The sequence below is a fragment of the Verrucosispora sp. FIM060022 genome, from assembly GCF_003977705.1.
In the GTDB taxonomy this organism is placed as follows: domain Bacteria; phylum Actinomycetota; class Actinomycetes; order Mycobacteriales; family Micromonosporaceae; genus Micromonospora; species Micromonospora gifhornensis.
The window spans coordinates 143,620-167,635 of the sequence record NZ_RQIV01000007.1 but is presented as its reverse complement, the minus strand read 5'-3'; the positions used below and the strand labels follow the sequence as shown (position 1 = coordinate 167,635).

The following is a 24,016-nucleotide window of genomic DNA, read 5'->3' as shown; positions in this document are numbered from 1 at the left end:
CCCGTTTTCGGTTCGGTGTTCACCGTCGCCGTCCCCGGCTGGTCCGAGCGGCCCGCAGCGCGTCGCCCAGGTCAGCACCGAGCCGCTGGTACGTGGCCTCGGCGGCAGCCGGCAGGGCCCGTACGACGAGGGTGCTTCCGGCCGGCAGCTCCGACAGCCGCTCCCGGACCAGATGCCGCAACCGACGGCGGACCTTGTTCCGGACCACTGCCGGCCCGACGGCCTTGGAAACCACGAAACCGGCACGGGACACCGGCGCGGAGTTCTCCTCCGTGCCGCCCCGCACCGGTTCCGGCGCTACGTCTGGGGTGCCTCCGGTTGTGTCCGGCAGTGTCAGGTGCACGACCACCGTGCCCCGACCAGCCCGACGGCCACTGCGGACCGCTGCGGCGAAGTCGCTGCTGCGCCGCAGTCGCTGCGCGGCTGTCAGCACGACTGCCAGTCCCCGGGAGCGGGCCCGGTCGGCCTCAGGCCGACAGGCGGGCGCGACCCTTGGCGCGACGGGTCGAGATGATGGCGCGGCCGGCCCGGGTGCGCATACGCAGCCGGAAGCCGTGGGTCTTCGCGCGCCGGCGGTTGTTCGGCTGGTAGGTGCGCTTGCTCACGTCAGGCTCTCCGTTGTCGGACGGCCACGGCTTCAACCGCCGAGGTCGTGGTGGTCCAGGCCGCCGCGCTGGCGGCCTCGATCGGTGCTGCCCGGACGGTGCGACGAGCGCACACTCCGCGGCATCTCAAGAACACCGGGAGCCCCCACAGGCAGCGAGCACCCATCACCCTAGCAGAGGGCGTGAGAGCAGCCCCTCCAGCGTAGGTCGGGGTGCAATCACCGTCAAACCGACCTACCCGTACGGTTTACCTGCGGTGAAGTACGACCGAAGCGGTGGATTTCACTGATGCCGACAAGGCACCGGGCGCGTCGACGGTTGATGATGCGGCGACAACGCTGTTACCGTGCCCGATTGCGGTCAGCGTCTCCAGGTCCGGATGTCGCCGGCAGGGCAAGACCGGACACGGTGGTGAATCGTTCGGCACGGTGAACCCCGCTTCAGCACCCGGCCATGGCAGGGGTAGGTCCGACCCATGCCCGGCAGGCGGCCACAATCGGTCGGCACACAGGCTGTGGATAACTTGTGGAGAACGACCGGGTGGGACGACGGGTGGGCTACCGGTCACACCTACCCGGCACTGGACCTCCGGATGGCCGGGGGAACGGCGGCATCCGGGAGCAGAGGCGAGGGGGTGGCACGACGGTGGCCGGTACGACCGACCTTGCCGCGGTGTGGACGGCGACCACGGATGAACTCGCCGACGAGATCATCTCCGCGCAGCAGCGGGCGTACCTGCGGTTGACCCGGTTACGGGCCATCGTCGAGGACACCGTGCTGCTCTCCGTGCCCGACGCGTTCACCCGAGACGTGATCGAATCCCGACTGCGACCGGCCATCACCGAGGCGCTCACCCGCAGACTCGGCCGACCGATCCAGGTAGCGGTCACCGTTCGGCTACCCGAGGACGGCCGTACCGAGGGCACCGTCTACCACAGCGCCGCAGAAACCGGGCCGGCCGTTCACGACGGCGGCCCGGTCGATTACGCAGGCCCGGCCGAGTCGGGGTCGACCACCGACGACCGCCAGCAGCTTCCGCTCATTCCCGAGCAGCACCACCCCCACCGGTTCGACCGACCCGTACCGGAGACTCCGCACGTCGCCGACGGCGGTCCGCGTACCGGCCCGCCCGTGGCCGACGGCCAGGAGACCCTCTTCGGCGCGGCCTTCGTCGAGCCCGGCCGCTCGGGTGGCGAAGCGCGGCGGCAACCCCAGCGACTCGGCTTCGCCGACCAGGCCGGCCAGCTGGATCCGCCGAACCCCGGCCCGCGCGGATTCGCCGGCCGGTACGGCGACGACCCCGGAGTCTCCCCCCGCGACCAGCACGTGATCCGCTCGCTGCCCGGCGACGGCGGGGGCACCGACAGCGGTCCCGGTCGCAGCGGCACGGACCATCGCAGCCGGGACGACCGACGACTGCCCGCCGGCGCGGACAGCGGCGGCAACCGGCTCAACCCGAAGTACATGTTCGAGACGTTCGTCATCGGCTCGTCCAACCGGTTCGCCCATGCCGCCTCCGTCGCGGTGGCCGAGTCACCGGCGAAGGCGTACAACCCGCTGTTCATCTACGGCAGTTCCGGGCTGGGCAAGACCCACCTGCTGCACGCCATCGGGCACTACGCCACCACGCTGGGCAACGCCCGCTCGGTCCGGTACGTCTCGACCGAAGAGTTCACCAACGACTTCATCAACTCGCTGCGGGACGACAAGACAAGCGCCTTCCAGCGCCGCTACCGCGACGTCGACATCCTGCTGATCGACGACATCCAGTTCCTGGAGAACCGCGAGCGGACCCAGGAGGAGTTCTTCCACACCTTCAACACGCTGCACAACGCCAACAAGCAGATCGTGATCACCTCCGACCGCTCGCCGAAGCAGCTCGCCACGCTGGAGGACCGGCTGCGGACCCGCTTCGAGTGGGGTCTGCTGGCCGACATCCAGCCGCCGGATCTGGAGACCCGGATCGCGATCCTGCAGAAGAAGGCGGCGCAGGAGCGGCTGTACGCCCCGCCGGACGTGCTGGAGTTCATCGCCTCGCGGGTGTCGAACTCGATCCGGGAGTTGGAGGGGGCCCTGATCAGGGTCACCGCCTTCGCCAGCCTGACCCGCTCCAGCGTCGAGCTGTCGCTGGCCGAGGAGGTGCTGCGGGACTTCATCCCGGACGGCGCCGGCCCGGAGATCACCGCCGACCAGATCATGGTCTCCACGGCCGACTACTTCGGCGTCAGCCTGGAGGATCTGCGCGGCCACTCCCGCTCCCGGGTGCTCGTCAACGCCCGTCAGGTGGCCATGTACCTGTGTCGCGAGCTGACCGACCTGTCGTTGCCCCGCATCGGTCAGGCGTTCGGTGGCCGGGACCACACCACCGTCATGCACGCCGACCGGAAGATCCGGCAGCAGATGGCCGAGCGGCGCTCGCTCTACAACCAGATCGCCGAGCTGACCAACCGGATCAAGCAGAACACCTGAGGGCGTACGCGCCCGTACGAGCCCGGCTGGGACCACCCGGCCGGGCTTTCTGGTGCCCGGCGGGTTGACTCTCGACGAGGTGTAGACCACAGCATCGAGGCCGTGACCACACAGGTTCCCACTCGTTGTCCACAGCTCGTCACCCACAGCCTGTGGACAACCACGCACTGCATATGGCCGGTTACCCACAGGCTGTGGAGAAAAGCTGGGGACAACGTTGTGGACGCCTGTGGACGCCTGGGGACAACCGTTCGCTCTGTCCACCGCGGACGACCCACCTGTGAGGAAGCTGTTGAAGGTTCTGGGGAAAACCGGCGTCGCGCCGGCCACCCCGATCCACAGGGCTGGGGAGAAAGTCGGTGGATAACCGGTGGATAACCAGTGGACAGCGGTGGACAACTGGGGACACCGAACCCACCTGTGGACCGAGGGCCCAGTTGTACCCCGGGTTCTCCACAGCAAAACCACCGGTGGATAACCCGCTGACCTGGGCAGATGAGGGTTCTCCACAGTTTGCACAGGTGCGATGAAGACGATGAGTTATCTCTTCTGAAAGAACGAAAACCAATCATCACCGTTGGACTTCCTGTGGATCGTTCGATTGCTGCCGAACTCAGTCGTCAGCACCGACACGATCCACGGGGTCGGACGCACAGCCGATACCCACGCGCCCTAAGGTGCGAGGGGTACCGCACGCCAGGCGGGTCGGTGGGCAGCAGCCGGCATGAGAGAGTTGACGACGTCGACGTCGACGCGGAGGCATTGATGAAGTTCCGAGTGGAGCGCGACGCGCTCGCCGAGGCCGTGGCCTGGACCGCAAAGAGCCTGCCCAACCGGCCGTCCGTACCGGTGCTGGCCGGCGTGATGCTCCGTGTCACCGACGGCACCCTGCAGGTGTCCGGCTTCGACTACGAGGTTTCCAGCCAGGTGACGGTGGAGGTGCAGGGCGACGCCGACGGCGCCGCGCTGGTCTCCGGCCGCCTGCTGGCCGAGATCACCAAGGCACTGCCCGGCAAGCCGGTGGACATCGCCGCAGTCGGCGCGCACCTCGAACTGGTCTGCGGCAGCGCCCGGTTCACCCTGCCCACCATGCCGGTGGAGGACTACCCGACCCTGCCGGAGATGCCGGAGAGCGCCGGCACGATCGACGCCGCCGCCTTCGCCGCCGCCGTCGCCCAGGTGGCCGTCGCGGCCAGCCGGGACGAGACGCTGCCGATGATGACCGGCGTACGCGTCGAGCTGTCCGGTGGCACCCTGTCCATGCTCGCCACCGACCGCTACCGCCTCGCCCTGCGCGAGATGGAGTGGAACCCGGACGACCCGGAGATCAGCATCAACGCGCTGGTGCCGGCCCGCACCCTCAACGACACCGCCAAGGCCCTCGGCCCGGTCGGCGGCCAGGTCACCATGGCCCTGTCCCAGGGCGCAGCCGGTGAGGGCATGATCGGATTCTCCGGCGGCACCCGGCGCACCACCAGCCGCCTGCTCGACGGCGCCAACTACCCGCCGGTGCGCTCGCTCTTCCCCGCCAGCCACAACGCCGAGGCCCGGGTGCCGGTCAGCACCCTCATCGAGGTCGTCAAGCGAGTCGCCCTGGTCGCCGAACGCACCACCCCCGTGCTGCTCAGCTTCAGCGCCGACGGGCTGGTCGTCGAGGCTGGCGGCACCGAGGAGGCACGGGCCAGCGAGGCGATGGAGGCCACCTTCACCGGCGAGCCACTCACCATCGGCTTCAACCCGCAATACCTCATCGACGGGCTGGCAAACCTCGGCGCGCAGTTCGCCGTGCTCCAGTTCGTCGACGCCTTCAAGCCTGCGGTCATTTCCCCAGCTGGCGAGGATGGCGAGCTCATCGGTGGGTACCGGTACCTCATCATGCCGATCCGCGTGTCCCGCTGATCGCAGAGAACCAGCACCCCACGAAAGGTAACGACGAGATGCAGCTCGGCCTGGTAGGCCTCGGTCGGATGGGCGGCAACATGCGCGAGCGACTGCGCGCCGCCGGACACGAGGTGGTCGGTCTTGACCACAACGCGGAGCTGAGTGACGTCGCGAACGCGTCGGAACTGGCCGAGAAGTTGGCGGCCCCCCGCGCGGTCTGGGTGATGGTGCCCGCCGCCGTCACCGACGCCACCATCGACGAACTGGCCGAGGTACTCGGCGAAGGCGACATCATCATCGACGGCGGCAACTCGCGCTTCAGCGACGACGCCCCGCGCGCCGAACGGCTCAACGAGCGCGGCATCGGCTACGTCGACGTGGGTGTCTCCGGGGGCGTCTGGGGCCGGCAGAACGGCTACGGCCTGATGGTCGGCGGCTCCCAGGAACACGTCGACCGGCTCATGCCGATCTTCGAGGCGCTCAAGCCCGAGGGCGACTTCGGATTCGTGCACGCCGGCCCGGTCGGCGCCGGCCACTACGCCAAGATGGTGCACAACGGCATCGAGTACGGCCTGATGCACGCCTACGCCGAGGGCTACGAGCTGATGACCGCCTCCGAGCTGGTCACCAACGTGCCCGGCGTGATCAAGTCCTGGCGGGAAGGCACCGTCGTACGATCCTGGCTGCTGGACCTGCTCGACCGCGCGCTCGACGAGGACCCGGAACTGGCCCAGCTGACCGACTACACCGAGGACACCGGCGAAGGCCGCTGGACGGTCGACGAGGCGGTCCGCCTCGCCGTACCGCTGCACGTCATCACCGCCTCGCTGTACGCCCGGTTCGCCTCTCGTCAGGACGAGTCGCCGGCCCTGAAGGCCGTCTCCGCGCTGCGCCAGCAGTTCGGCGGCCACGCCGTCCGCAAGCGCTGACCGGCACCCGGCCCCCGTGTACGTCCGCCGGCTCGAACTTGTCGACTTCCGCTCGTACGAGCGGGTCGGTGTCGACCTCGAACCGGGGCCGAACATCCTCATCGGCGCCAACGGTGTCGGCAAGACCAACCTGGTCGAGGCGCTCGGCTACGTGGCGACCCTGGACTCGCACCGGGTCGCCACCGACGCCCCGCTGGTGCGGATGGGTGCCACCGCAGCGGTGATCCGCTGCGCGGTCGTACACGAGGGCCGGGAACTGCTCGTCGAGTTGGAGATCGTGCCCGGCAAGGCCAACCGGGCCCGACTCGGCCGATCCCCGGCCCGCCGCGCCCGCGACGTGCTCGGCGCGCTACGGCTGGTGCTCTTCGCCCCGGAAGACCTCGAACTCGTCCGGGGCGACCCCGCCGAACGCCGCCGCTACCTCGACGACCTGCTGGTGCTGCGTCAACCCCGCTACGCGGGCGTACGCGCCGACTACGACCGGGTGGTCAAACAACGCAACGCGCTGCTGCGTACCGCGTACCTGGCCCGCAAGACCGGCGGCACCCGCGGCGGTGACCTGTCGACGCTTGCCGTCTGGGACACCCACCTCGCCCGGCACGGCGCCGAACTGCTCGCCGGCCGGCTGGAACTGGTCGCCGCGCTCACCCCGCACGTGGCCAAGGCGTACGACGCGGTTGCCGCCGGGCGCGGCGCGGCCGCGATCGCCTACCGGCCGTCGGTCGAACTCACCGAGCCGACCACCGACCGGGAAACCCTCGCCAAGGTGCTCGCCGCCGCCCTGGAGGAGCAGCGCTCCGCCGAGATCGAACGCGGCACCACGCTGGTCGGCCCGCACCGCGACGACCTCACCCTCAACCTCGGCCCGCTACCCGCCAAGGGGTACGCCAGCCACGGCGAATCCTGGTCGTACGCGCTCGCCCTCCGGCTCGCCGGCTACGACCTGCTCCGCAACGACGGCATCGAACCCGTCCTCGTCCTCGACGACGTCTTCGCCGAGTTGGACGCCGGCCGCCGCGACCGACTCGCCGACCTGGTCGGCGGAGCGAGCCAACTCCTGGTGACCTGCGCGGTCGCCGACGATGTGCCCGACGCCCTCCGCGGTGCCCGGTACGAGGTGTCGGAGGGAACGGTGCGACGTGCCGGATGAGTCGACGAACCCCCGCAACGACGGCGACCGGGCCGCAGCCCGGCGTCCGGCGTCCGGCAATCCGGCCGACGCGAAGACCCCCGACGTACCGGACGGGGTTTCCGGGCCGGAACTGGCGCGCGCGGTGCTGGACGCGGCGAAGGCCAGACGGGCCGCGACCGCACGACCCCGCCGCGCGACCGACGGGACCGGCGGTGAGCGGCGACTCCGCGGCTACTCCGGCCCCGGACCCGACCCCCGCGACCCGCAACCACTCGGCGCGGTGCTCAACCGGCTGGTCAAGGCGCGCGGCTGGCAACAGCCCGCCGCCGAGGCGACCGTCTTCGGTGCCTGGGAGAAGGTCGTCGGGCCGGAGGTGGCCCAGCACAGCCGCCCGGTCAAGCTGGAGAACGGCGAACTGACCGTGGAAGCCCGCTCCACCGCCTGGGCAACCCAACTGCGCCTGCTCGCCGGCTCACTGCTGCAACAGATCGGCCGTGAGATCGGCCACAACGTCGTCCGCAGACTGCACATCCACGGCCCGGCCGCGCCGTCCTGGTCCCGAGGGCCCCGCCGCGTACGCGGTCGAGGCCCCCGCGACACCTACGGCTGACCCGGGCCGCCGAACTACGACTGGGCGGCCCGTCGCGGCGCCGCCGACTCGGCGTACACCGCGAAGCCCCGGTCGGCACAGCGCCGGTAGAAGGCCGCCACCACACTCAGCTCCGCACAGGTGAAGGTCCACTGCGGGGCGGCCCCGCTGTCGTCGCGCAACGCCTCCAGCCGGCTGTCCAGCCAGCGCAGTTGCTGCTCGGCCAGGCGGCCGTCGGACAACAGCGAACGAAGCACCACACCGACCGACTCGAAGCTGACCGCCTCACCGTGCGGCCGGTGCGCGGCGACGAACCGCTCGATGCCGCTGGCGATCCAGGCGCACCCGTCCGGGTCGATCACCGGGTCCTCGTCCTCCGCCGCCGCCTCGGTGGCGTAGAGCACCCCGTCCAGACCGAGGATCAGATCCACCACCTCGGTGTACGCGGTGGCCCGCACGGTGCCGGTCTTCGCGATCAGCTCCGCGAGCGCAGCGGTCGGGGCCGAGATCCCCGGCACATCGACGATTTCGCCGAAGTCGACGAACTCGGCCGGTGCGACCGGGTCGTAGAAGCGGCCGGTCCGCGGCCACTGGACCGCGACGTTGTCCAGCCCCATCTGCTGTCCACCTCTCCACAAGCACAGGTCGAGTCGATCGGGTCGATCGTCCGGTTCCGACCGGAAAAGATCAAGGCCGACCGTTGACCCGTGTGCCGGAAAACGCCCGCCGTGGACGGTACCGGCTCACTCTCGGCGACCGTCGGACCCCCGGCCTGGATCGCCGTCACGCGGCAGATCGGCTGATCATGCCTTGGCGTGTAGGGGGAGTCGCAGACGGCGCGGTTCGGCCCGCTACGTGAATCTGAGCCGCCGCGAAGGGGTGCCGAGTGGTGGTTCTATCGCCCGCGCACAGTAAGATTGGTGTGAGACGAAGACCCGGTGCGGAGCGACGCTTCGTGGGCCCGGTGCGGGCCCCCGAACATTGTCCGACTCGGGTCGAGCCGATCGCGATCCGCGGGCAACCGCGGCGACCGGCGCGTTCGGCCCGTACCCCGGAATTGTGCCAGGTACCGGTCCGCGTGCCGACGTCGCGCCCTGTCCGCCGAACCCGCGCTCGACGTGCCTGACGGCACGCTCGGGTGCGAGAAAGTGGCCGAGGGTGGCAGCGCAGGAAAATCAGCAGTACGGGGCCGAGTCGATCACCGTCCTCGAAGGGCTGGAGGCGGTCCGCAAGCGGCCCGGTATGTACATCGGCTCCACCGGCGAACGCGGTCTGCACCACCTGGTGTGGGAGGTCGTCGACAACGCGGTGGACGAGGCCCTGGCCGGACACTGCGACACCATCGACGTGGTGCTGCTCGCCGACGGCGGAGTCCGGGTCACCGACAACGGCCGTGGCTTCCCCGTCGACCTGCACCCCAAGCTCAAGAAGCCGGGTGTCGAGGTCGCGTTGACCGTGCTGCACGCGGGCGGCAAGTTCGACGGCAAGGCGTACGCCGTCTCCGGCGGCCTGCACGGCGTCGGCGTCTCCGTGGTGAACGCGCTCTCCACCAGGATGGCCGTCGAGATCCACAAGGACGGCTTCGTCTGGCGGCAGCAGTACGACCACTCCAAGCCGAGCACGCTGGAGAAGGGTGAGCCGACCGACCGCACCGGCTCGGCGGTCTCCTTCTGGCCCGACCCGGACGTCTTCGAGACCACCGACTTCGACTTCCAGACCATCTACCGGCGCCTGCAGGAGATGGCCTTCCTCACCCGTGGCCTCACCATCCACCTGCTCGACGAGCGGGTCGCCGAGGGCGAGGACGGCAAGGTTCGCGAGGTCACCTTCAAGTACGACGGCGGCATCGCCGACTTCGTCCGGCACCTCAACGCCTCCAAGAGCCCGATGCACAAGACGGTGATCGAGTTCGGTGCCGAGGAAGAGGGCATGTCGCTCGAGATCGCGATGCAGTGGAACGAGTCGTACGGCGAATCGGTCTACACCTTCGCCAACAACATCAACACCCACGAGGGCGGCACCCACGAGGAGGGCTTCCGGGCCGCGCTGACAAGCGTCGTCAACCGGTACGGCGCCGACAAGAAGCTGCTCAAGGGCGACGAGAAGCTCTCCGGCGAGGACATCCGCGAAGGTCTCGCGGCGATCATCTCGGTCAAGCTGACGAACCCGCAGTTCGAGGGTCAGACCAAGACCAAGCTCGGCAACACCCCGGTCAAGAGCTTCGTCCAGCGGGTCTGCAACGACCGGCTGGTCGACTGGCTGGACCGCAACCCCGCCGAGGCGAAGATCATCATCACCAAGGCGTCCCAGGCCGCCCGCGCCCGCATCGCCGCCCAGCAGGCCCGCAAGCTGGCCCGCCGCAAGTCGCTGCTGGAATCCGGCTCGATGCCCGGCAAGCTGGCCGACTGCCAGTCCACCGACCCGCGCGAATCCGAGGTCTTCATCGTCGAGGGCGACTCGGCCGGCGGCTCGGCCAAGCAGGGCCGCGACCCGCGTACCCAGGCGATCCTGCCGATCCGCGGCAAGATCCTCAACGTGGAGAAGGCCCGCATCGACCGGGTGCTCAAGAACAACGAGGTCCAGGCGCTGATCACCGCGCTGGGCACCGGCATCCACGACGACTTCGACATGGAGAAGCTGCGCTACCACAAGGTGGTGCTGATGGCCGACGCGGACGTCGACGGTCAGCACATCCAGACGCTGCTGCTCACCCTGCTGTTCCGGTTCATGCGCCCGCTCGTCGAGTTGGGCCACGTCTACCTCGCCGCCCCGCCGCTCTACAAGATCAAGTGGAACAAGAAGGGCGACGACGCCCAGTACGCGTACTCCGACCGGGAACGCGACGGGCTGATCGCGCTGCGCCAGCAGAAGAAGCCGAACGCCAAGCCGGACGACATCCAGCGGTTCAAGGGCCTCGGCGAGATGAACTACCCGGAGCTGTGGGAGACCACGATGAACCCGGCCACCCGTACCCTGCGCCAGGTCACTCTGGACGACGCCGCCACCGCCGACGAGTTGTTCAGCGTGCTGATGGGTGAGGATGTCGAGGCTCGCCGCTCGTTCATCCAGCGCAACGCCAAGGACGTCCGCTTCCTGGACATCTGACGGGCCCGGCGGCCGGTGCGGAGCTGATCCGAACCGGCCGCCGGTCCACAGAGTTATCCACAGCTTGGCCGCTATCCACAGCTGTTATCCACAGCACAAAAACGACTCTGAGTCTGATAAGGGTAAACAGTGACCGAATCCCCCGAGTCCACACCCAACGAGCCCGAGGTCCCCGAGGCGCTGGCCGCCGTCGTCTCGCACGACCGGATCGAGCCGGTCGGGCTCGAGGTGGAGATGCAGCGCTCCTACCTCGACTACGCGATGAGCGTGATCGTCGGGCGGGCGCTGCCGGACGTCCGGGACGGGCTCAAGCCGGTCCACCGCAAGATTCTCTACGCCATGTTCGACTCGGGCTACCGGCCCGACCGTGGCTACGTGAAGTGCTCCCGCGTCGTCGGTGACGTGATGGGTCAGTTCCACCCGCACGGCGACTCGGCCATCTACGACGCCCTGGTCCGGATGGCCCAGCCGTGGTCGCTGCGCTACCCCCTGGTCGACGGCAACGGCAACTTCGGTTCGCCCGGTAACGATCCGGCTGCCGCCATGAGGTACACAGAGTGCAAGCTCGACCCGCTGGCGATGGAGATGCTGCGGGACATCGACGAGGACACCGTCGACCTGCAGGACAACTACGACGGCCGGGCCAAGGAGCCCACCATCCTGCCGTCGCGGATCCCGAACCTGCTGATCAACGGTTCCGAGGGCATCGCGGTCGGTATGGCCACCAAGATCCCGCCGCACAACCTGCGGGAGATCGGCGCGGCGGTGCAGTGGTGCCTGGAGCACCCGGAGGCGGACGAGGCCACCACGCTCGAAGCGCTGCTGGAGATCGTCAAGGGCCCGGACTTCCCCACCCACGGTCTGATCGTCGGCCAGTCGGGCATCCAGGACGCGTACCGGACCGGCCGTGGTTCGATCCGGATGCGCGCGGTGGTCGAGGTCGAGGAGGACAAGCGCGGGCGCCCGGCGCTGGTGGTCAGCGAGCTGCCGTACCAGGTGAACCCGGACAACCTGGCCGAGCGGATCGCCGAGCTGATCAAGGAGGGCAAGCTCGCCGGCATCGCCGACATCCGGGACGAGTCCTCCGGGCGTACGGGTATGCGGATCGTGCTGGTGCTCAAGCGCGACGCGGTCGCGAAGGTGGTGCTGAACAACCTCTACAAGCACACCCAGCTTCAGGAGACCTTCGGCGCGAACATGCTGGCGCTTGTCGACGGCGTGCCGCGCACGTTGAACCTGGCGCAGTTCATCCGCTACTACGTCGAGCACCAGATCGAGGTGATCCGGCGGCGGACGGCGTTCCGGCTGCGTAAGGCGGAGGAGCGGGCGCACATCCTGCGCGGTCTGTCCAAGGCGCTGGACGCCCTGGACGAGGTGATCGCGCTGATCCGGCGTTCACCGACGGTGGAGGACGCCCGGCAGGGTCTGATCCGGCTGCTGGAGATCGACGAGATCCAGGCGACCGCGATCCTGGACATGCAGCTGCGCCGGCTGGCGGCGTTGGAACGGCAGCGGATCCTCGACGACCTGGCCAAGCTGGAGCTGGAGATCGCCGACCTGAAGGACATCCTGGCCAAGCCGGAGCGGCAGCGGCGGATCGTCTCGGAGGAGTTGGGCGAGATCGTCGCGAAGTGGGGCGACGAGCGGCGTACGAAGATCATTCCGTTCGACGGCGAGGTCTCGATGGAGGACCTCATCGCCCGCGAGGACGTGGTCGTCACGATCACCCGGACCGGGTACGCCAAGCGGACGAAGGTCGACCTGTACCGCTCGCAGCGGCGCGGCGGCAAGGGTGTGAGCGGTGCGACGCTGCGGCAGGACGACATCGTCAGCCACTTCTTCGTCTGCTCGACGCACGACTGGATCCTGTTCTTCACCAACAAGGGGCGCGTCTACCGGGCCAAGGCGTACGAGCTTCCTGAGGCCAGTAGGGTGGCCAAGGGTCAGCACGTGGCGAACCTGCTCGCCTTCCAACCGGACGAGCAGATCGCGCAGATCATCGAGATTCCGAACTACCAGGTGGCTCCCTATCTGGTCCTGGCGACGAAGAACGGCCTGGTGAAGAAGACGCGGCTTGAGGAGTTCGACTCCAACCGGTCCGGCGGCATCATCGCGATCAACCTGCGCGATGAGGACGAGCTGGTCGGTGCTGCGCTTGTCGGTCCCACCGATGATCTGCTGTTGGTGTCGAAGAACGCCCAGGCGATCCGGTTCAACGCGACCGACGAGGCGTTGCGGCCGATGGGTCGGGCCACCTCGGGTGTGATCGGCATGCGGTTCAGCGATGAGGACGAGTTGCTGGCCATGGAGGTCGTCCGGGAGGGCCTGGACGTTCTGGTGGCCACGAACGGTGGATACGCGAAACGTACCCCGATCGAGGAATACCCGGTGCAGGGCCGGGGAGGTAAGGGTGTGCTGACTGCGAAGATTACCGAGCGGCGCGGTGGTCTGGTCGGCGCTGTGGTGATCGACCCGGACGACGAGCTGTTCGCCATCACCAGCAACGGTGGCGTCATCCGGACTCCGGTGAAGCCTGTACGCCGTACGCGTGACCGGAACACAATGGGGGTCAAGCTGATGGACCTTCCGGATGGCGTGACTATCGTGGCGATTGCTCGCAATGCCGACGAGCCTGACGAACAGGACTAGTTGAATGACGGAGACACAGGCGAAGTCGGGGAACACGGGACCCTCGGCCAACCCGGTCGACGAGGAGGCCGCGCAGAACGGCACGCCAACGACCGGCCGCGCGGCCGTCGGCCGGGCCACGGTCCCCGCCGACGCGCCTGCCCCGAAGTTCACCCGGGCTCCCGGTATGGCTCCGCCGCCTGACAAGCCCGGCGAAGACCAGGCTGCGGAGGCTGCGGAGGAGAAGGCCGGCGGCGAGGCCGCTGGCTCGGCCGCCGCTGCCGGCAAGCCGTCGGTCACCCAGCCGATCGCCACCCGGGCGGGCCAGTCCGCGTCGGGCACCACGGGTGTGCTGCCGACAGTCGGTACGGGCACGACCGGCACCCAGCCGCGGGTGACCGGGTCGGCTCCGAAGCCGGATGGGGCCCGGCCGCTGAACACCGGCCGTCCGGCCAACGGTGGCGGGCTTCCCCCGGGGGTCGGCACAGCCGCCGTGGGCGCGGCGCGCGTGGGCGAGGCGGTACGCGCTGCGCGTACCTCGGTGAGCTCGGCCGCGTCGCGCGGACCGCGCCGGGCCCGGCTGAACCTCAAGCGGATCGACCCGTGGTCCGTGATGAAGTTCGCGTTCGCCGTGTCCGTGGTGCTGTTCATCGTGATCGTGGTCGCGACGTCGGTGCTGTACCTGGCGTTGGACGCGATGGGCGTCTTCACCAGCGTGAACGACAGCCTGAGCGACCTGGTCAACGCCGGTGGTGGTCAGGGCACCAGCGGCTTCCAGATCACCGCGACGGGCGTGATCTTCACCTCGATGCTTATCGGTGCGGTAAACGTCGTGCTGTTCACCGCCCTCGCCACCCTCGGTGCGTTCGTCTACAACGTCTGCGCCGACCTGGTGGGTGGCATCGAGCTGACTCTCGCCGAGCGCGACTGACAGCCCTTTGGACGTCTCAGCCGGGCCGACCTGGGGGTCGGCCCGGCTGACTGTCTCCAGCCGAACCAGGCGCCGAAGTGGGGCGCTGGCCGCCGTTTCGGCGAAACAGCGGGGTACGCAGTGCTGGGAAGCCACCGTTTCGGCGTAACGGAGTCGATCACCCCGCAGCCGTCGGGCCGGACCCGTCGGCACGGGTATCTCGGTGGGCTGGTCGCCTGCTCTCCGGTAGGTTCAGGGGCGACGGCGTTGAGCAGGGTCCAGGCCGACCCCCGATTTGGGGCGGCGTGGGCGGATGGGTTAATGTTGCTCGTCGCTACGCGGGGCTATAGCTCAGTCGGTTAGAGCGCAGAGCTGATAACTCTGAGGTCGCTGGTTCGATTCCAGCTAGCCCCACCGCACATGGTCCGACGGCCACGTCGAGCGTGAGGGGTAGCCCCGATGTTCAAGAAGCTGCTGATCCTGGTCGGTGTCGTCGGTGTGGCCGCCGTGGTGGCCAAGAAGATGAAGGAAGCCAACGACGAGCGCGCGCTCTGGCACGAGGCGACCACCTCGCCGGATCTGCGCTGATCGCGTAGCTCCGACCACCAGGCGGCACCGTCCGCCACGGGGCCCTAGCTCAACTGGCAGAGCACTGCCTTTGCAAGGCAGGGGTTAGGGGTTCGAGTCCCCTGGGCTCCACCACGTAACATGATCTCGCTGTTGACCAGCCCTTCGGGCGATCAGGACGACACGAGCCCTCGCCACCCGGATGCGGAGCTTGCCGTACCCGTTGCTGCCCAGCGCGCCGGTCTGGTCCACCACGTCTCCCCAACGCACCAGGCCCCAGATCACGGCGCTGGCGACAGTGGCACCGGCGAACTGGAAGACCAGCAGTAGCGTGCCGAGAAACTCGGTGGCGTACCGTCGCAGGTCATCCTTGGGGTCAGACTAGGGGCGACCAGCGGCTTGACAAGCGCGAAAGCGGTAGCCGCAGCCAGCTCACCCGCCCGACCTCGCGTCGGGTAGGCGCTTCTTGGTGAGCCAGCGCATGACGTCCAGGGTGTGTGACGCCGGGTAGTGGATCGGGTGGAAGACGTGCTCGATCACGTCGTCGGCGATGACCAGGGTGAGTCGTTCGTACAGTGTCATGTCGCCGGCGGTGAAGGTCGGTAGGCCGAGGGCGGCGGCCAGGCTGAGGCGCGGGTCCGGGATCAGTGGGTACGGCAGTCTCAGCCGGTGTACGAGTTCGCGCTGGTAGCCGGTGGATTGTGCGGACAGGCCGTAGACGCGGTCGGCGCCGGCGGTGCGCAGTTCGGCGTGGTGGTCGCGGAACCAGGTTGGTTGCTCGGTGTCCCGCAGTGCGCCGGCCACCTCCAGAAGGCTGTTCGGCAGGTCGACGCCGGGGCGGCCGGTGAGCGGGTAGACGAAGATGATGGTGCGTCCGGGGCCGAGTGCGGCGAGGTCGACTGGTCGGCCGTCGGTGGCGTAGAAGGCCAGTGCGGGTAGGGGTTTGCCGATCAGGTCGGGTGGGTGGGTGTCGGCGGGTGACTGGCCGGGTGCGACGCGGGTGGCTGCGGCGTCGAGGCGGGCGTTGAGGGCGTCGCGTTGCGCGGTCAGTTTGCCGATGCGCTGCTGCAGGGCGGTGACGGTGCCCCGATACGTGGCCAGCGCGGCGGCGCAGACGTCGGTGTCGTCGGCACCGGCGGCGATGGATTCGACGAACGGGCGGGTCTCCTCGACGCTGAGGCCGAGCGCCATCAGTTCCCGGATCTGGGCGACCAGGCGGACCGCGATGGGGTCGTACTCGCGGTAGCCGTTGCCGAGGCGGCGGGGTACGACCAACCCGACGGACTCGTAGTACCGCAGCGCCCGGATGGTCGTTCCGGTCCGACGTGCCAGCTCACCCACCCGCACGTCCCCGATGCTAAACCCGAACCCTGGGGTACGGGTCAAGGCCGCAACGTCGACTTGACCCGTACCCCGAGGTTCGGGTTTAGCGTGCCCGCATGATTGGCACACCGGTCGGTGACTTCGACTACGAGACAAAAGGCCAGGGGTACGCCTCGCAGCGGCGCCCCGATCCGCGCATCGCAGCGCTGATCCACACGGCGTTGGGCGACGCCCGGACCGTTCTCAATGTGGGTGCGGGGGCGGGCTCCTACGAGCCCACCGACCGGTACGTGGTGGCGCTCGAACCGTCGGCGCGGATGCGTGGCCAGCGGCCCGCGACGGCGGTACCGGCGTTGAACGCCGCTGCCGAGTCCATCCCGTTCGACGACAATGCCTTCGACGCGGTGATGGCGACCGTGACCGTGCACCAGTGGGCGGACACCGCCCGCGGGCTGGCGGAGCTGCGTCGGGTCGCGCGGGGTCCAGTGGTGGTGCTCACCTTCGACGGTGCCGCACTCGATCGCTTCTGGCTGGCCGAGTACGCCCCGGAGCTGATCGCCGTGGAGCGCCGCCGCTATCCGGTGATCAGCACCATCGCGGAGGCCATCGGCACCGAGGTGAGTGTCATCGAGGTGCCGATTCCTGTCGACTGTGTGGACGGTTTCACCGAGGCCTACTACGCCCGCCCGGAACGTCTCCTCGACCCTGCGGTCCGGGCCGCTCAGTCGGCGTGGGGTTTCGTCGACGAGGCGGCGACCGCCCGTGCCGTCGAGCGGCTCCGGGGCGACCTCGACTCGGGTGTCTGGGAAGCGAGACACGGGCACCTGCGCGCCCAGCCGACCTTCAACGGGTCGCTCCGTCTGATCGTCGGCCAGCCGTGAGCACCGTCTTGACCATGGCCGTGCGGGCGGTGCTGTCACGGCCTGAACCGACCTCAGGACGGCGGCTCCGGCGACTGGTGGTCACCGTGGCCAGTGTGGTCGGCGTTCGGGCGGTCGAGTGGGGGTAGTCGGGCCACCAGTCTGGTCATGGCGCCGTTGGCGAGGGTGGCACCGAGGGCGGAGCCGGTCGCGATTGTCCAACCGACCGGGCCGAGCGGGGTGCATCCGAAGAACTGGCTGACCCCGGGCGTCTGCACCACCGCGGCCAGTACGCCGAACGACACGGCGGTGGAGGCGAGCACGGTCGGGCTGGTGCCGCCGGCCAGTACGGTCTGCCCGAGCTGCGTACCGACCAGGGAGACCAGGGCGACGGTGCCGGCGCGTCGGCGGCGGCCGGTGTAGCGGGCCAACGTCCAACCGGCGGTCGCGCCCAGCGTGGTGGCGGCCGCGCGGAGGCCGATCTCCTTGGTCATGGTCTGGCCGAGCGAGCGGTCCGGCCCCTCGCGCAGCATGCCGTCGGCGTGGTCGGCGGCGGGTGGGCGGACGGCGATGGCCATCGCGGGGGCCATGTCGGTGAGCAGGTTGACCAGGAGCAGTTGGCGGCCGTTGAGGGCGGCCTGGCCGGTGGCGGCGGCGGTCAGCACGCTGAAGGCGATCTCGCCGAGGTTGCCGCCGACCAGGATGCTCAGCGCGTGGCGTACCGAGGACCACATCGCGCGGCCTTCGACCAGGGTGGCGATGATGGTTTCCAGCCGGTCGTCGGTGACGACCAGGTCGGCGGCGGCCCGGGCGGCGGGGGTGCCGCGTTGGCCGAGGGCGATGCCCACGTCGGCGAGGCGGATGGCGGGTGCGTCGTTGGCGCCGTCGCCGGTCATCGCCACGGTCCGTCCGCGTTTCTGCAGGGCCTGGATGATACGGACCTTGTGGGTCGGGGTGCAGCGGGCCACCACGTCGGTCGCGGCGAGCCGGTCGGCGAGGGCGTCGTCGTCCAGTTCGTCGAGTTCGGTGGCGGTGACGACGCGCTGGGCTTCGCCGTGGCTGATGGTGGCGGCGATCGCCTCGGCGGTCGCCGGATGGTCACCGGTGATCATGATGGTGTGGACGCCCGCCTGCCGGATCCGGTGGACGGCCGGTGCGGCGCTGTCCCGTACTCCGTCGGCGATGGTGAGGAAGCCGGTGAAGGTCAGGTCGGCCACGTCGTCGTCGGTGATGTCGGGGTCGTCGACGAAGCGTTCGGCGATGGCGAGGACGCGGTGTCCCGCCCCGGCGCGTTCACCGAGCTGCCGGTGCAGGTCGGCGCGGCCGGCGTCGTCGAGCGGTTCGTCGTGGCCGCCGGTGCGGCGGGCGGCGCATCGGGGCAGCACCTTCTCGGGTGCGCCTTTGACGCTCAGCAGCATCCGGCCCTGGGTTTCGCCGACGCTGGCGTGGTAGCCGCGGGAAGGTTCGAAGGGCAGGCCGCCCGCCGCCCGCCAGCCCGGAGCCGCGTCCTGTTCGTGCACCCTGGCGGCGCGTGCGCCGCGCAGCACCGCGCGGTCGGTCTGCATGGACAACTCTTCCGGGTCGTCGGCGGTGGGGGTGGCGCGTAACGCGGCCGCGAGGGTCTGTCGCAGCCGGTCGTCGAGTTGTTCCGTCGAGGCGTACCCGTCCGCGTCGCCGACGCCGGCCAGCAGCAGATGTCCCTCGGTGAGGGTGCCGGTCTTGTCGAAGCAGAGCACGTCGACCCGACCAAGCGCCTCGATGGTGCGCGGGTTGCGGACCAGCGCGCCGTGCCCGGCGAGGCGTCGTGCGGCGGCCAGCTGGGCCGCGCTGACCAGGAACGGAAGTCCCTCGGGCACGGAGGCCACGGCCAGGTTCGCGGCGGTCGCGGCGGTCTGACCCAGGGGTACGCCGCGCAGCAGCCCGGCACCGACCACCGCCACCGCCGAACCGGCGGCCAGGGGGATCGCAGCGCGGGTCAGGTTGCCCAGCCGGGCTTCGACCCCGCTGGCCGGTGGTGCCTGGCGGGCCAGGGCGAGGCTGCGGCCGGCTTCGGTGTCGGCGCCGGTGGCCACCACCACGGCGGTGCCCTGTCCGGCGGCGATCGTGGTGCCCTCGTAGAGCATCGACCGCCGTTCGGCGACGGCTGCGGCCACCACCGGTTGGTCGTTCTTGCTGACCGGCAGCGACTCGCCGGTCAGGGACGATTCGTCGGCTTCCAGGCCGACGGAGTCCAGCACCCGGCAGTCGGCCGGCACGGCGTCGCCGGATTCGAGCACGATCACGTCACCGGGTACGAGGTCGTCGGCGGGCACCATCCGTTCGGTGCCGGATCGGCGAACCCGGGCGGTCACCGCTGAGCGGGACAACAGTTGGGACAGGGCCTTCTCGGTGTTGCGCTGGTGCACGGCGCCGACGAGCGCGGAGCCGCCGACGACTCCACCGACCAGGGCCGCGTCGACCAGGGAACCGAAGCTGGCGGAGAGCGCCGCCCCGGTGACCAGGATCGGGGTGAGCGGGTTGACCAGTTCGTCGGCGAAGGCGCGGAGCAGCCCGCCGCGGCCGCCCGCCTCGCCGGGGCCGCTGGACTGGCGGCGTTCGGCCTCGGTGTCGGTCAGCCCGTCGGGGCTGCTGCCGAGTTGTTGCAGGACGGTCGGCACCGGCATCAGGTGCCAGGCGGTGATGGCCGGGGCGGGTGTTTCGGCGTGCTCCGACAGTCGGGTGGCCCGCCACACGCCGTGACCGAAGGCCAGCGCCGCCGCGCCGTTGACCGCGGCGAGGGTACGGACGGGCAGGACGGCACGGTCGGCGGTGAGTGCGCTCAGTGCGCCGAGACCGGTACCGGCCAGACCGACGCGCATGTTCTGCACGGTCATCCGGCGGGCCACCCCGGCCGCCTCGATGATCAGTGCGGCGATCCGCAGGTCGGTGCCGATGAGCAGGTGGGCACCCCACGGTGGCAGCGCCTCCGGGTCGGCGACGCCCAGGCCGCAGTCCGCGGCGGCGAGTGCGGCCCGGTCGCCGGAGACGAGCATCACCATGGCGCCTTCGCGTTGCAGTACGCGGATCGATGCGGCCAGTTGGTCCTCGCCGGGCAGCAGGGCGTCGGCGAAGGCGTGTCGCTGGGCGTCGCCGCCGGCCACGATGATCCGCAGTCCGGCCTGCCGGGCGACGGCCGGCAGGCTGTCGACGCCCGGTGCGGGTTCCGGATCGACCCGGAGCACGGCGGCCAGGGTGTCGCCCTGGGCGAGGCCGAGCAGGTTTCCGCCACGTTCGCGCAGCCGGCGGCTGTCGTCCGTGTCGCCAGGGTCGCGTACGTCGAGTCGGTCGAGGGGGCCGAGTTGCCAGCCGTCCAGTCGGCGTAGTTCACCCGGCGCGTCCGGATCGAACAGGGCGAAGGCTCGCGCGGCCACCTGGGAGGTGTCGGCGCCGGGCAGCGGGGCCAGGTCGGCCAGTACGCCCCGGTCGGTGCCGAGCACCCGGGTGTCCAGCACCAGGGTGTCGATCCGGTCGAGTTCGCGGAGCACGCTGCGGTCCATGGCGATGACGCCGCGCTTGGCGAGGATCCAGCCGAGCTGGGCGCCGTACCCTTCCCGGCCGCTGCCGGGGGCCTTCGGCAGCGCGGACAGACCCAGCGCGGCGGCGCGTTTCGGGCCGATCACCGGTGCCGCCGCAGCGAAGGCCGCCACCCCGCCGCCGAGCATCCGGGTCTTGTACCGGTCGACGGTGCTGTCCGGCTTCGGGCAGGGCCGCTCACCGTCGGGCGTACGGGCGACGGCGCGCTCCGGTTCCCCGGTGAGTCGAGGTTCCGCCTTCTCCCAGGCGCGCAGCTGGGCCAGCCCTTCGCCCCACTGCACGATCCGCTGGGCCCCGTCGAGCACGATGCCCGTCCAGCCACCGGCGAGGCCCTGCACGACCGCCTCGGCGAGCGGGAACAGCAGGTCGGCGCGGGGGTCGCTGCGGATGCCGAGTCCGGCGAGGGCGTGCAGCCTGGGGTGCAGGTCGACGGCGCCGAGTAGACCGGCGACCTCGGCGGGGATCGGCGTGATGGGCAGGATGCGGGTGGCCGCGGAGATGGTCAGGCCGAGGGCGTCGGAGGCGAGCGCGCCGAGCGTACGGGCGGTTCGTGGCCCTTCCTCGGGTGGTTGCGGCGGGGGGATGTCCGGGTCGGGTTCGTGCGGGCAGGTGCGTTCGGTGCGGGCGATGGTGGCGATGAGTTCGCGGACCTTCGGCCCGGGTGTGTCGACGGCGACGACGACCCGGCCGGAGGGGGCGTTGACGCGGGCCCATTGCACGCCGGGCATTCGTTGCAGCGCCGTTTCGACCTGGCGGGCGAGGACGTCACCGCCGTCCTGGCAGACGCCGTGCACCTCGATGTGGTGGCGTCCCGGTCGGGACCAGACCCGGCGGCTGCTGAGCCCGATCGTGCGGGCCAGCCGGGTGACGGCTGCGCCGGCGTCGCGGGCTACATCGTTCACCAGCGGCACGTCGACCGGTGGCCGGAGGCGGCGGACGAGGCCGCCGAGGGACGTCATCGACGGGTGGCACGGATCGGGTGCCTGGTCAGCTTCCCGCTGCTTCTGCCGTACCGCATCTCGCCTCCTACCGGTCGTGCCCGGCGGCCTGGCTTCCCGCCGGGACGTCCGTTATGCCCTTCCGGGTGGGGGAAGTTTTCCCGTTCGGGTGGGCCTGAGCCGGTTCGGTGGGTGGAATGCCGGATGACGGCGGTACATGGGGAGGGTCGGGATGAGTGCGGGCCGGTCGTGTCCGGCGGTGATCGGCTGCCGATGGCTTTCCTGACGCTGCTGCCGCTGGCGGTGGTCATGGTCGCCGGCACCCAGTTGGTGGCGGCGGTCTTCTTCGCTTCCTCCGATCGGCCGCGGGCCGCGTCGCTGGGCTACCTGGCGGGTGCGGCGATCGTGGTGGGTGGCGGTACGACGGTGGCCTGGTTGGCGCTGCGGCTGTTCCGGATCCGGTTCTCGACCGGCAGTGAACGTGGCGCTGTGGAGCGGAACATCGACTGGCTCGTCCTCGGGGTGCTGGTGGTGCTGGCGATCGTTGTCTACCTGCTTCGCCACCATGGACCGCCCAGCTGGATGGGCCGGCTCCAGCACGCCAGCCCCGGATACGCGTTCCGGGTCGGCCTGCTGCTCTTCCTGGCGAATCCGACCGACGGCCTGACGATGATCGCGGTCGGGGCTGCCGCGGCGCGACGTGACGAGGCCTGGTGGCATCTGCTGCCGTTCGTGCTGCTCACCCTGACCCTGCTGGCCCTACCGTTGCTGGCTCTGCTGCTGCTCGGGCACCGGGCCGAGGTGGTGCTGCCGAGGATCAGGAGGTGGGCGGACACCCACTCGTGGATAGTCAGCGAGGCGGTGATCGCGATCTTCTTCGCGATCACCGTTGTCGACCTGGTGCGATGAGTCGGACGTTCACCCGAATGAGGGACGGTGCCGGAGATGACACGTCTCGCCGTACGCCCGCCCTAGGGTCGAATCATGCTCACGTTCGTCGCCACCAGCATTCTGTACGTCTGCGGGTTCATCTTCCTGTACGGGGTGATCCGGCTCGCCGTCCGGCATGCCCTTGAGGACGTCGAGATGCGGCGCGTGCAGGCCCAGCGGGCCGAGGAGATGGCCGCGGCCCGGGATCGCGCGCTGCTTCAGAAGCACGGCTTCCTCAGCAACAACGGCTGACGGTCCGGCCGCGGTCCGGCCCGGACGGCCGGGTGATTCGGTCGGCTGCCTGCGGTGTGACCTGCGGCGGATGCGACGATTTCAGCTGTGATGGGAACGTTGAAGACCGAGCCTGCCCGTACCCGCCCCGATCTGCTGGCCGCGCCGGTGGCCGCCGCGCTGGCCGCATGGCCGACCGACGCCCCGGTGGAGGTCGACTCGGTGCTTGTCGCGCCGATCGACGCCGACCTCGCCGACACCGCCGAGTTCTGTGCCGCGTACGAGGTGGGGCTGGACGAGTCGGCGAACTGCGTGGTGGTCGCCGGCAAGCGTGAGGGCGTGATCCGCTACGCGGCCTGCCTGGTGCTCGCCACCACCCGGGCCGACGTCAACGGGGTGGCCCGCCGGGCTTTGGATGTCCGTAAGGCCAGCTTCGCGCCGATGACCGACGCGGTCGAGTTGACCGGCATGGAGTACGGCGGGATCACCCCGATCGGTCTGCCGGCGCAGTGGCCGATCCTGATCGACGCGCGCGTGGTCGCCACCCCGTACGTCATCGTCGGATCGGGCGTACGGCACAGCAAGATCGCGCTGCCCGGGGCGGCGTTGGCCGCGCTGCCGAACGCGCGGGTGGTGGAGGACCTGGCCAAGCCGGTCTAGCGGCTGATCACCGTCGATGTTGTTGCACGTGAAACATCGCCGGCGACTCAGCCGTCGGCGGCCTCGCGTCGCTCCACCTCGGCGAGGGCGGCCAGCAGCGTGGCCGGCTCCTGAGCGCCCGCGACCACGTACTTGCCGGCGAACACGAAGGTGGGCACGCTTGTCACCCCGATCTGGTGAGCGGCGGCCAGTTCGTCGGTGAGTTCGGCGACTCCCGCCTCGGAGTCGAGGAACCGGCGGACCTCGGCGCCGTCCAGGCCGACTTCGGCGGCGACGGCGGCGAGCACCTCCGCGGAACCGATGTCGACCCCGTCGGTGAAGTGGGCGCGGTGCAGCGTCTCGACCATCTCAGCGCCGCGACCCCGCTCGTCGGCCCAGCCGATCAGCCGGTGCGCGTCGAAGGTGTTGGCCGCGATCGCCCGCTCGAAGTGGAAATCCAGCCCGATGGTCGCACCGATCTCGGTGACCTGGGAGACCATCGGACCGACGCGACCCGGCCCGCCGAACTTCTCGCCCAGCGCCGTCAACAGCGGCCGGGGCTCGGTCACCGGCGTCGGGTCGAGTTGGAAGGGACGCTGCCGGACGGTGACCTTGCCCTCGTACGAGGCCAGGGCCAGGTCGAGCCGCCGCCGACCGATCCAGCACCAGGGGCAGACCACGTCGGCGTAGATGTCGATCTCCATAAC

General features: G+C 70.1%; 18 protein-coding genes, 2 tRNA genes and 2 pseudogenes. 16 read left to right on the top strand and 6 right to left on the bottom strand.

All coding sequences use genetic code 11. The features are described 5' to 3' along the window. Positions 1-19: 19 nt before the first annotated feature. Both rnpA and rpmH read right to left on the bottom strand, forming a co-directional pair. Positions 20-433: a ribonuclease P protein component gene (rnpA, locus tag EG812_RS19840; protein WP_013736605.1), complete on the bottom strand. Its 414-nt coding sequence runs from the start codon at positions 431-433 to the stop codon at positions 20-22. 34 nt (positions 434-467) lie between these two features. Next, complete coding sequence (gene rpmH / locus EG812_RS19835) at positions 468-605, bottom strand: 50S ribosomal protein L34 (RefSeq protein ID WP_013736606.1); 138 nt, start codon at positions 603-605, stop codon at positions 468-470. A gap of 645 nt (positions 606-1,250) precedes the next feature. Between rpmH and EG812_RS30320 the strand changes: the two are divergent. From EG812_RS30320 to EG812_RS19810, 6 genes and pseudogenes are all read left to right on the top strand, one after another. Beyond that, positions 1,251-1,563: pseudogene (locus tag EG812_RS30320) on the top strand (DnaA N-terminal domain-containing protein); the annotation flags it as partial. A gap of 317 nt (positions 1,564-1,880) precedes the next feature. After that, a pseudogene (gene dnaA / locus EG812_RS19830) lies at positions 1,881-3,074 on the top strand (chromosomal replication initiator protein DnaA); the annotation flags it as partial. A 765-nt stretch (positions 3,075-3,839) separates the two neighbouring features. After that, positions 3,840-4,973 (top strand): DNA polymerase III subunit beta, encoded by a 1,134-nt coding sequence (gene dnaN, locus EG812_RS19825; protein WP_043722439.1) that lies wholly within the window; start codon positions 3,840-3,842, stop codon positions 4,971-4,973. Positions 4,974-5,011: 38 nt separating this feature from the next. Further along, complete coding sequence (gnd, locus tag EG812_RS19820) at positions 5,012-5,884, top strand: phosphogluconate dehydrogenase (NAD(+)-dependent, decarboxylating) (RefSeq protein WP_013736609.1); 873 nt, start codon at positions 5,012-5,014, stop codon at positions 5,882-5,884. Positions 5,885-5,900: 16 nt separating this feature from the next. Further along, positions 5,901-7,034, top strand: a complete 1,134-nt coding sequence (gene recF / locus EG812_RS19815) for a DNA replication/repair protein RecF (RefSeq protein ID WP_013736610.1) — start codon at positions 5,901-5,903, stop codon at positions 7,032-7,034. Further along, positions 7,024-7,626, top strand: a complete 603-nt coding sequence (locus tag EG812_RS19810) for a DciA family protein (protein WP_126712433.1) — start codon at positions 7,024-7,026, stop codon at positions 7,624-7,626. The genes recF and EG812_RS19810 overlap by 11 nt, the downstream gene beginning before the upstream one ends. 14 nt (positions 7,627-7,640) lie before the next feature. Here the strand turns inward: EG812_RS19810 and EG812_RS19805 are convergent, their stop codons facing one another. Continuing rightward, positions 7,641-8,222, bottom strand: coding sequence for a hypothetical protein (locus EG812_RS19805; RefSeq protein WP_013736612.1), 582 nt, complete (start codon positions 8,220-8,222; stop codon positions 7,641-7,643). 541 nt (positions 8,223-8,763) lie between these two features. Here EG812_RS19805 and gyrB point away from each other — a divergent pair. The 6 genes from gyrB to EG812_RS19780 all read left to right on the top strand — a co-directional run bounded on the left by gyrB (position 8,764) and on the right by EG812_RS19780 (position 14,950). Continuing rightward, positions 8,764-10,710, top strand: coding sequence for a DNA topoisomerase (ATP-hydrolyzing) subunit B (gyrB, locus tag EG812_RS19800; protein ID WP_013736613.1), 1,947 nt, complete (start codon positions 8,764-8,766; stop codon positions 10,708-10,710). A 129-nt stretch (positions 10,711-10,839) separates the two neighbouring features. After that, positions 10,840-13,359, top strand: coding sequence for a DNA gyrase subunit A (gene gyrA / locus EG812_RS19795; RefSeq protein WP_013730701.1), 2,520 nt, complete (start codon positions 10,840-10,842; stop codon positions 13,357-13,359). 4 nt (positions 13,360-13,363) lie between these two features. Next, the gene (locus EG812_RS19790) at positions 13,364-14,269 is read left to right on the top strand and encodes a DUF3566 domain-containing protein (RefSeq protein WP_013730702.1); all 906 of its coding nucleotides are present in this window, start codon (positions 13,364-13,366) and stop codon (positions 14,267-14,269) included. A 319-nt stretch (positions 14,270-14,588) separates the two neighbouring features. Then, a tRNA-Ile gene (locus EG812_RS19785) sits at positions 14,589-14,662 on the top strand. 45 nt (positions 14,663-14,707) lie between these two features. Beyond that, complete coding sequence (locus EG812_RS29690; protein ID WP_013730703.1) at positions 14,708-14,836, top strand: DLW-39 family protein; 129 nt, start codon at positions 14,708-14,710, stop codon at positions 14,834-14,836. Positions 14,837-14,874: 38 nt separating this feature from the next. Then, positions 14,875-14,950: transfer RNA gene (locus EG812_RS19780), tRNA-Ala, on the top strand. 297 nt (positions 14,951-15,247) lie between these two features. Here the strand turns inward: EG812_RS19780 and EG812_RS19770 are convergent. Next, complete coding sequence (locus EG812_RS19770; protein WP_043719161.1) at positions 15,248-16,162, bottom strand: MerR family transcriptional regulator; 915 nt, start codon at positions 16,160-16,162, stop codon at positions 15,248-15,250. Positions 16,163-16,254: 92 nt separating this feature from the next. Here EG812_RS19770 and EG812_RS19765 point away from each other — a divergent pair, with 92 nt between their 5' ends. Continuing rightward, complete coding sequence (locus tag EG812_RS19765; RefSeq protein ID WP_126712432.1) at positions 16,255-17,019, top strand: class I SAM-dependent methyltransferase; 765 nt, start codon at positions 16,255-16,257, stop codon at positions 17,017-17,019. 53 nt (positions 17,020-17,072) lie between these two features. On the opposite strand, the gene EG812_RS19760 is transcribed toward EG812_RS19765, so the two are convergent. Continuing rightward, complete coding sequence (locus tag EG812_RS19760; RefSeq protein WP_126712431.1) at positions 17,073-21,530, bottom strand: cation-translocating P-type ATPase; 4,458 nt, start codon at positions 21,528-21,530, stop codon at positions 17,073-17,075. A gap of 252 nt (positions 21,531-21,782) precedes the next feature. Between EG812_RS19760 and EG812_RS19755 the strand changes: the two genes are divergently transcribed. The 3 genes from EG812_RS19755 (at position 21,783) to EG812_RS19745 (ending at position 23,330) form a co-directional block, all read left to right on the top strand. Then, on the top strand, positions 21,783-22,418 hold the full coding sequence (locus tag EG812_RS19755) for a GAP family protein (RefSeq protein WP_233579553.1): 636 nt from the start codon (positions 21,783-21,785) through the stop codon (positions 22,416-22,418). A gap of 75 nt (positions 22,419-22,493) precedes the next feature. Next, positions 22,494-22,691, top strand: a complete 198-nt coding sequence (locus EG812_RS19750) for a hypothetical protein (RefSeq protein ID WP_013730726.1) — start codon at positions 22,494-22,496, stop codon at positions 22,689-22,691. Between the two features lie 90 nt (positions 22,692-22,781). Beyond that, positions 22,782-23,330, top strand: a complete 549-nt coding sequence (locus EG812_RS19745) for a YbaK/EbsC family protein (RefSeq protein WP_013730727.1) — start codon at positions 22,782-22,784, stop codon at positions 23,328-23,330. 47 nt (positions 23,331-23,377) lie between these two features. Here the strand turns inward: EG812_RS19745 and EG812_RS19740 are convergent, their stop codons facing one another. Next, positions 23,378-24,013 (bottom strand): DsbA family oxidoreductase, encoded by a 636-nt coding sequence (locus EG812_RS19740; RefSeq protein ID WP_126712430.1) that lies wholly within the window; start codon positions 24,011-24,013, stop codon positions 23,378-23,380. Positions 24,014-24,016 lie beyond the last annotated feature (3 nt).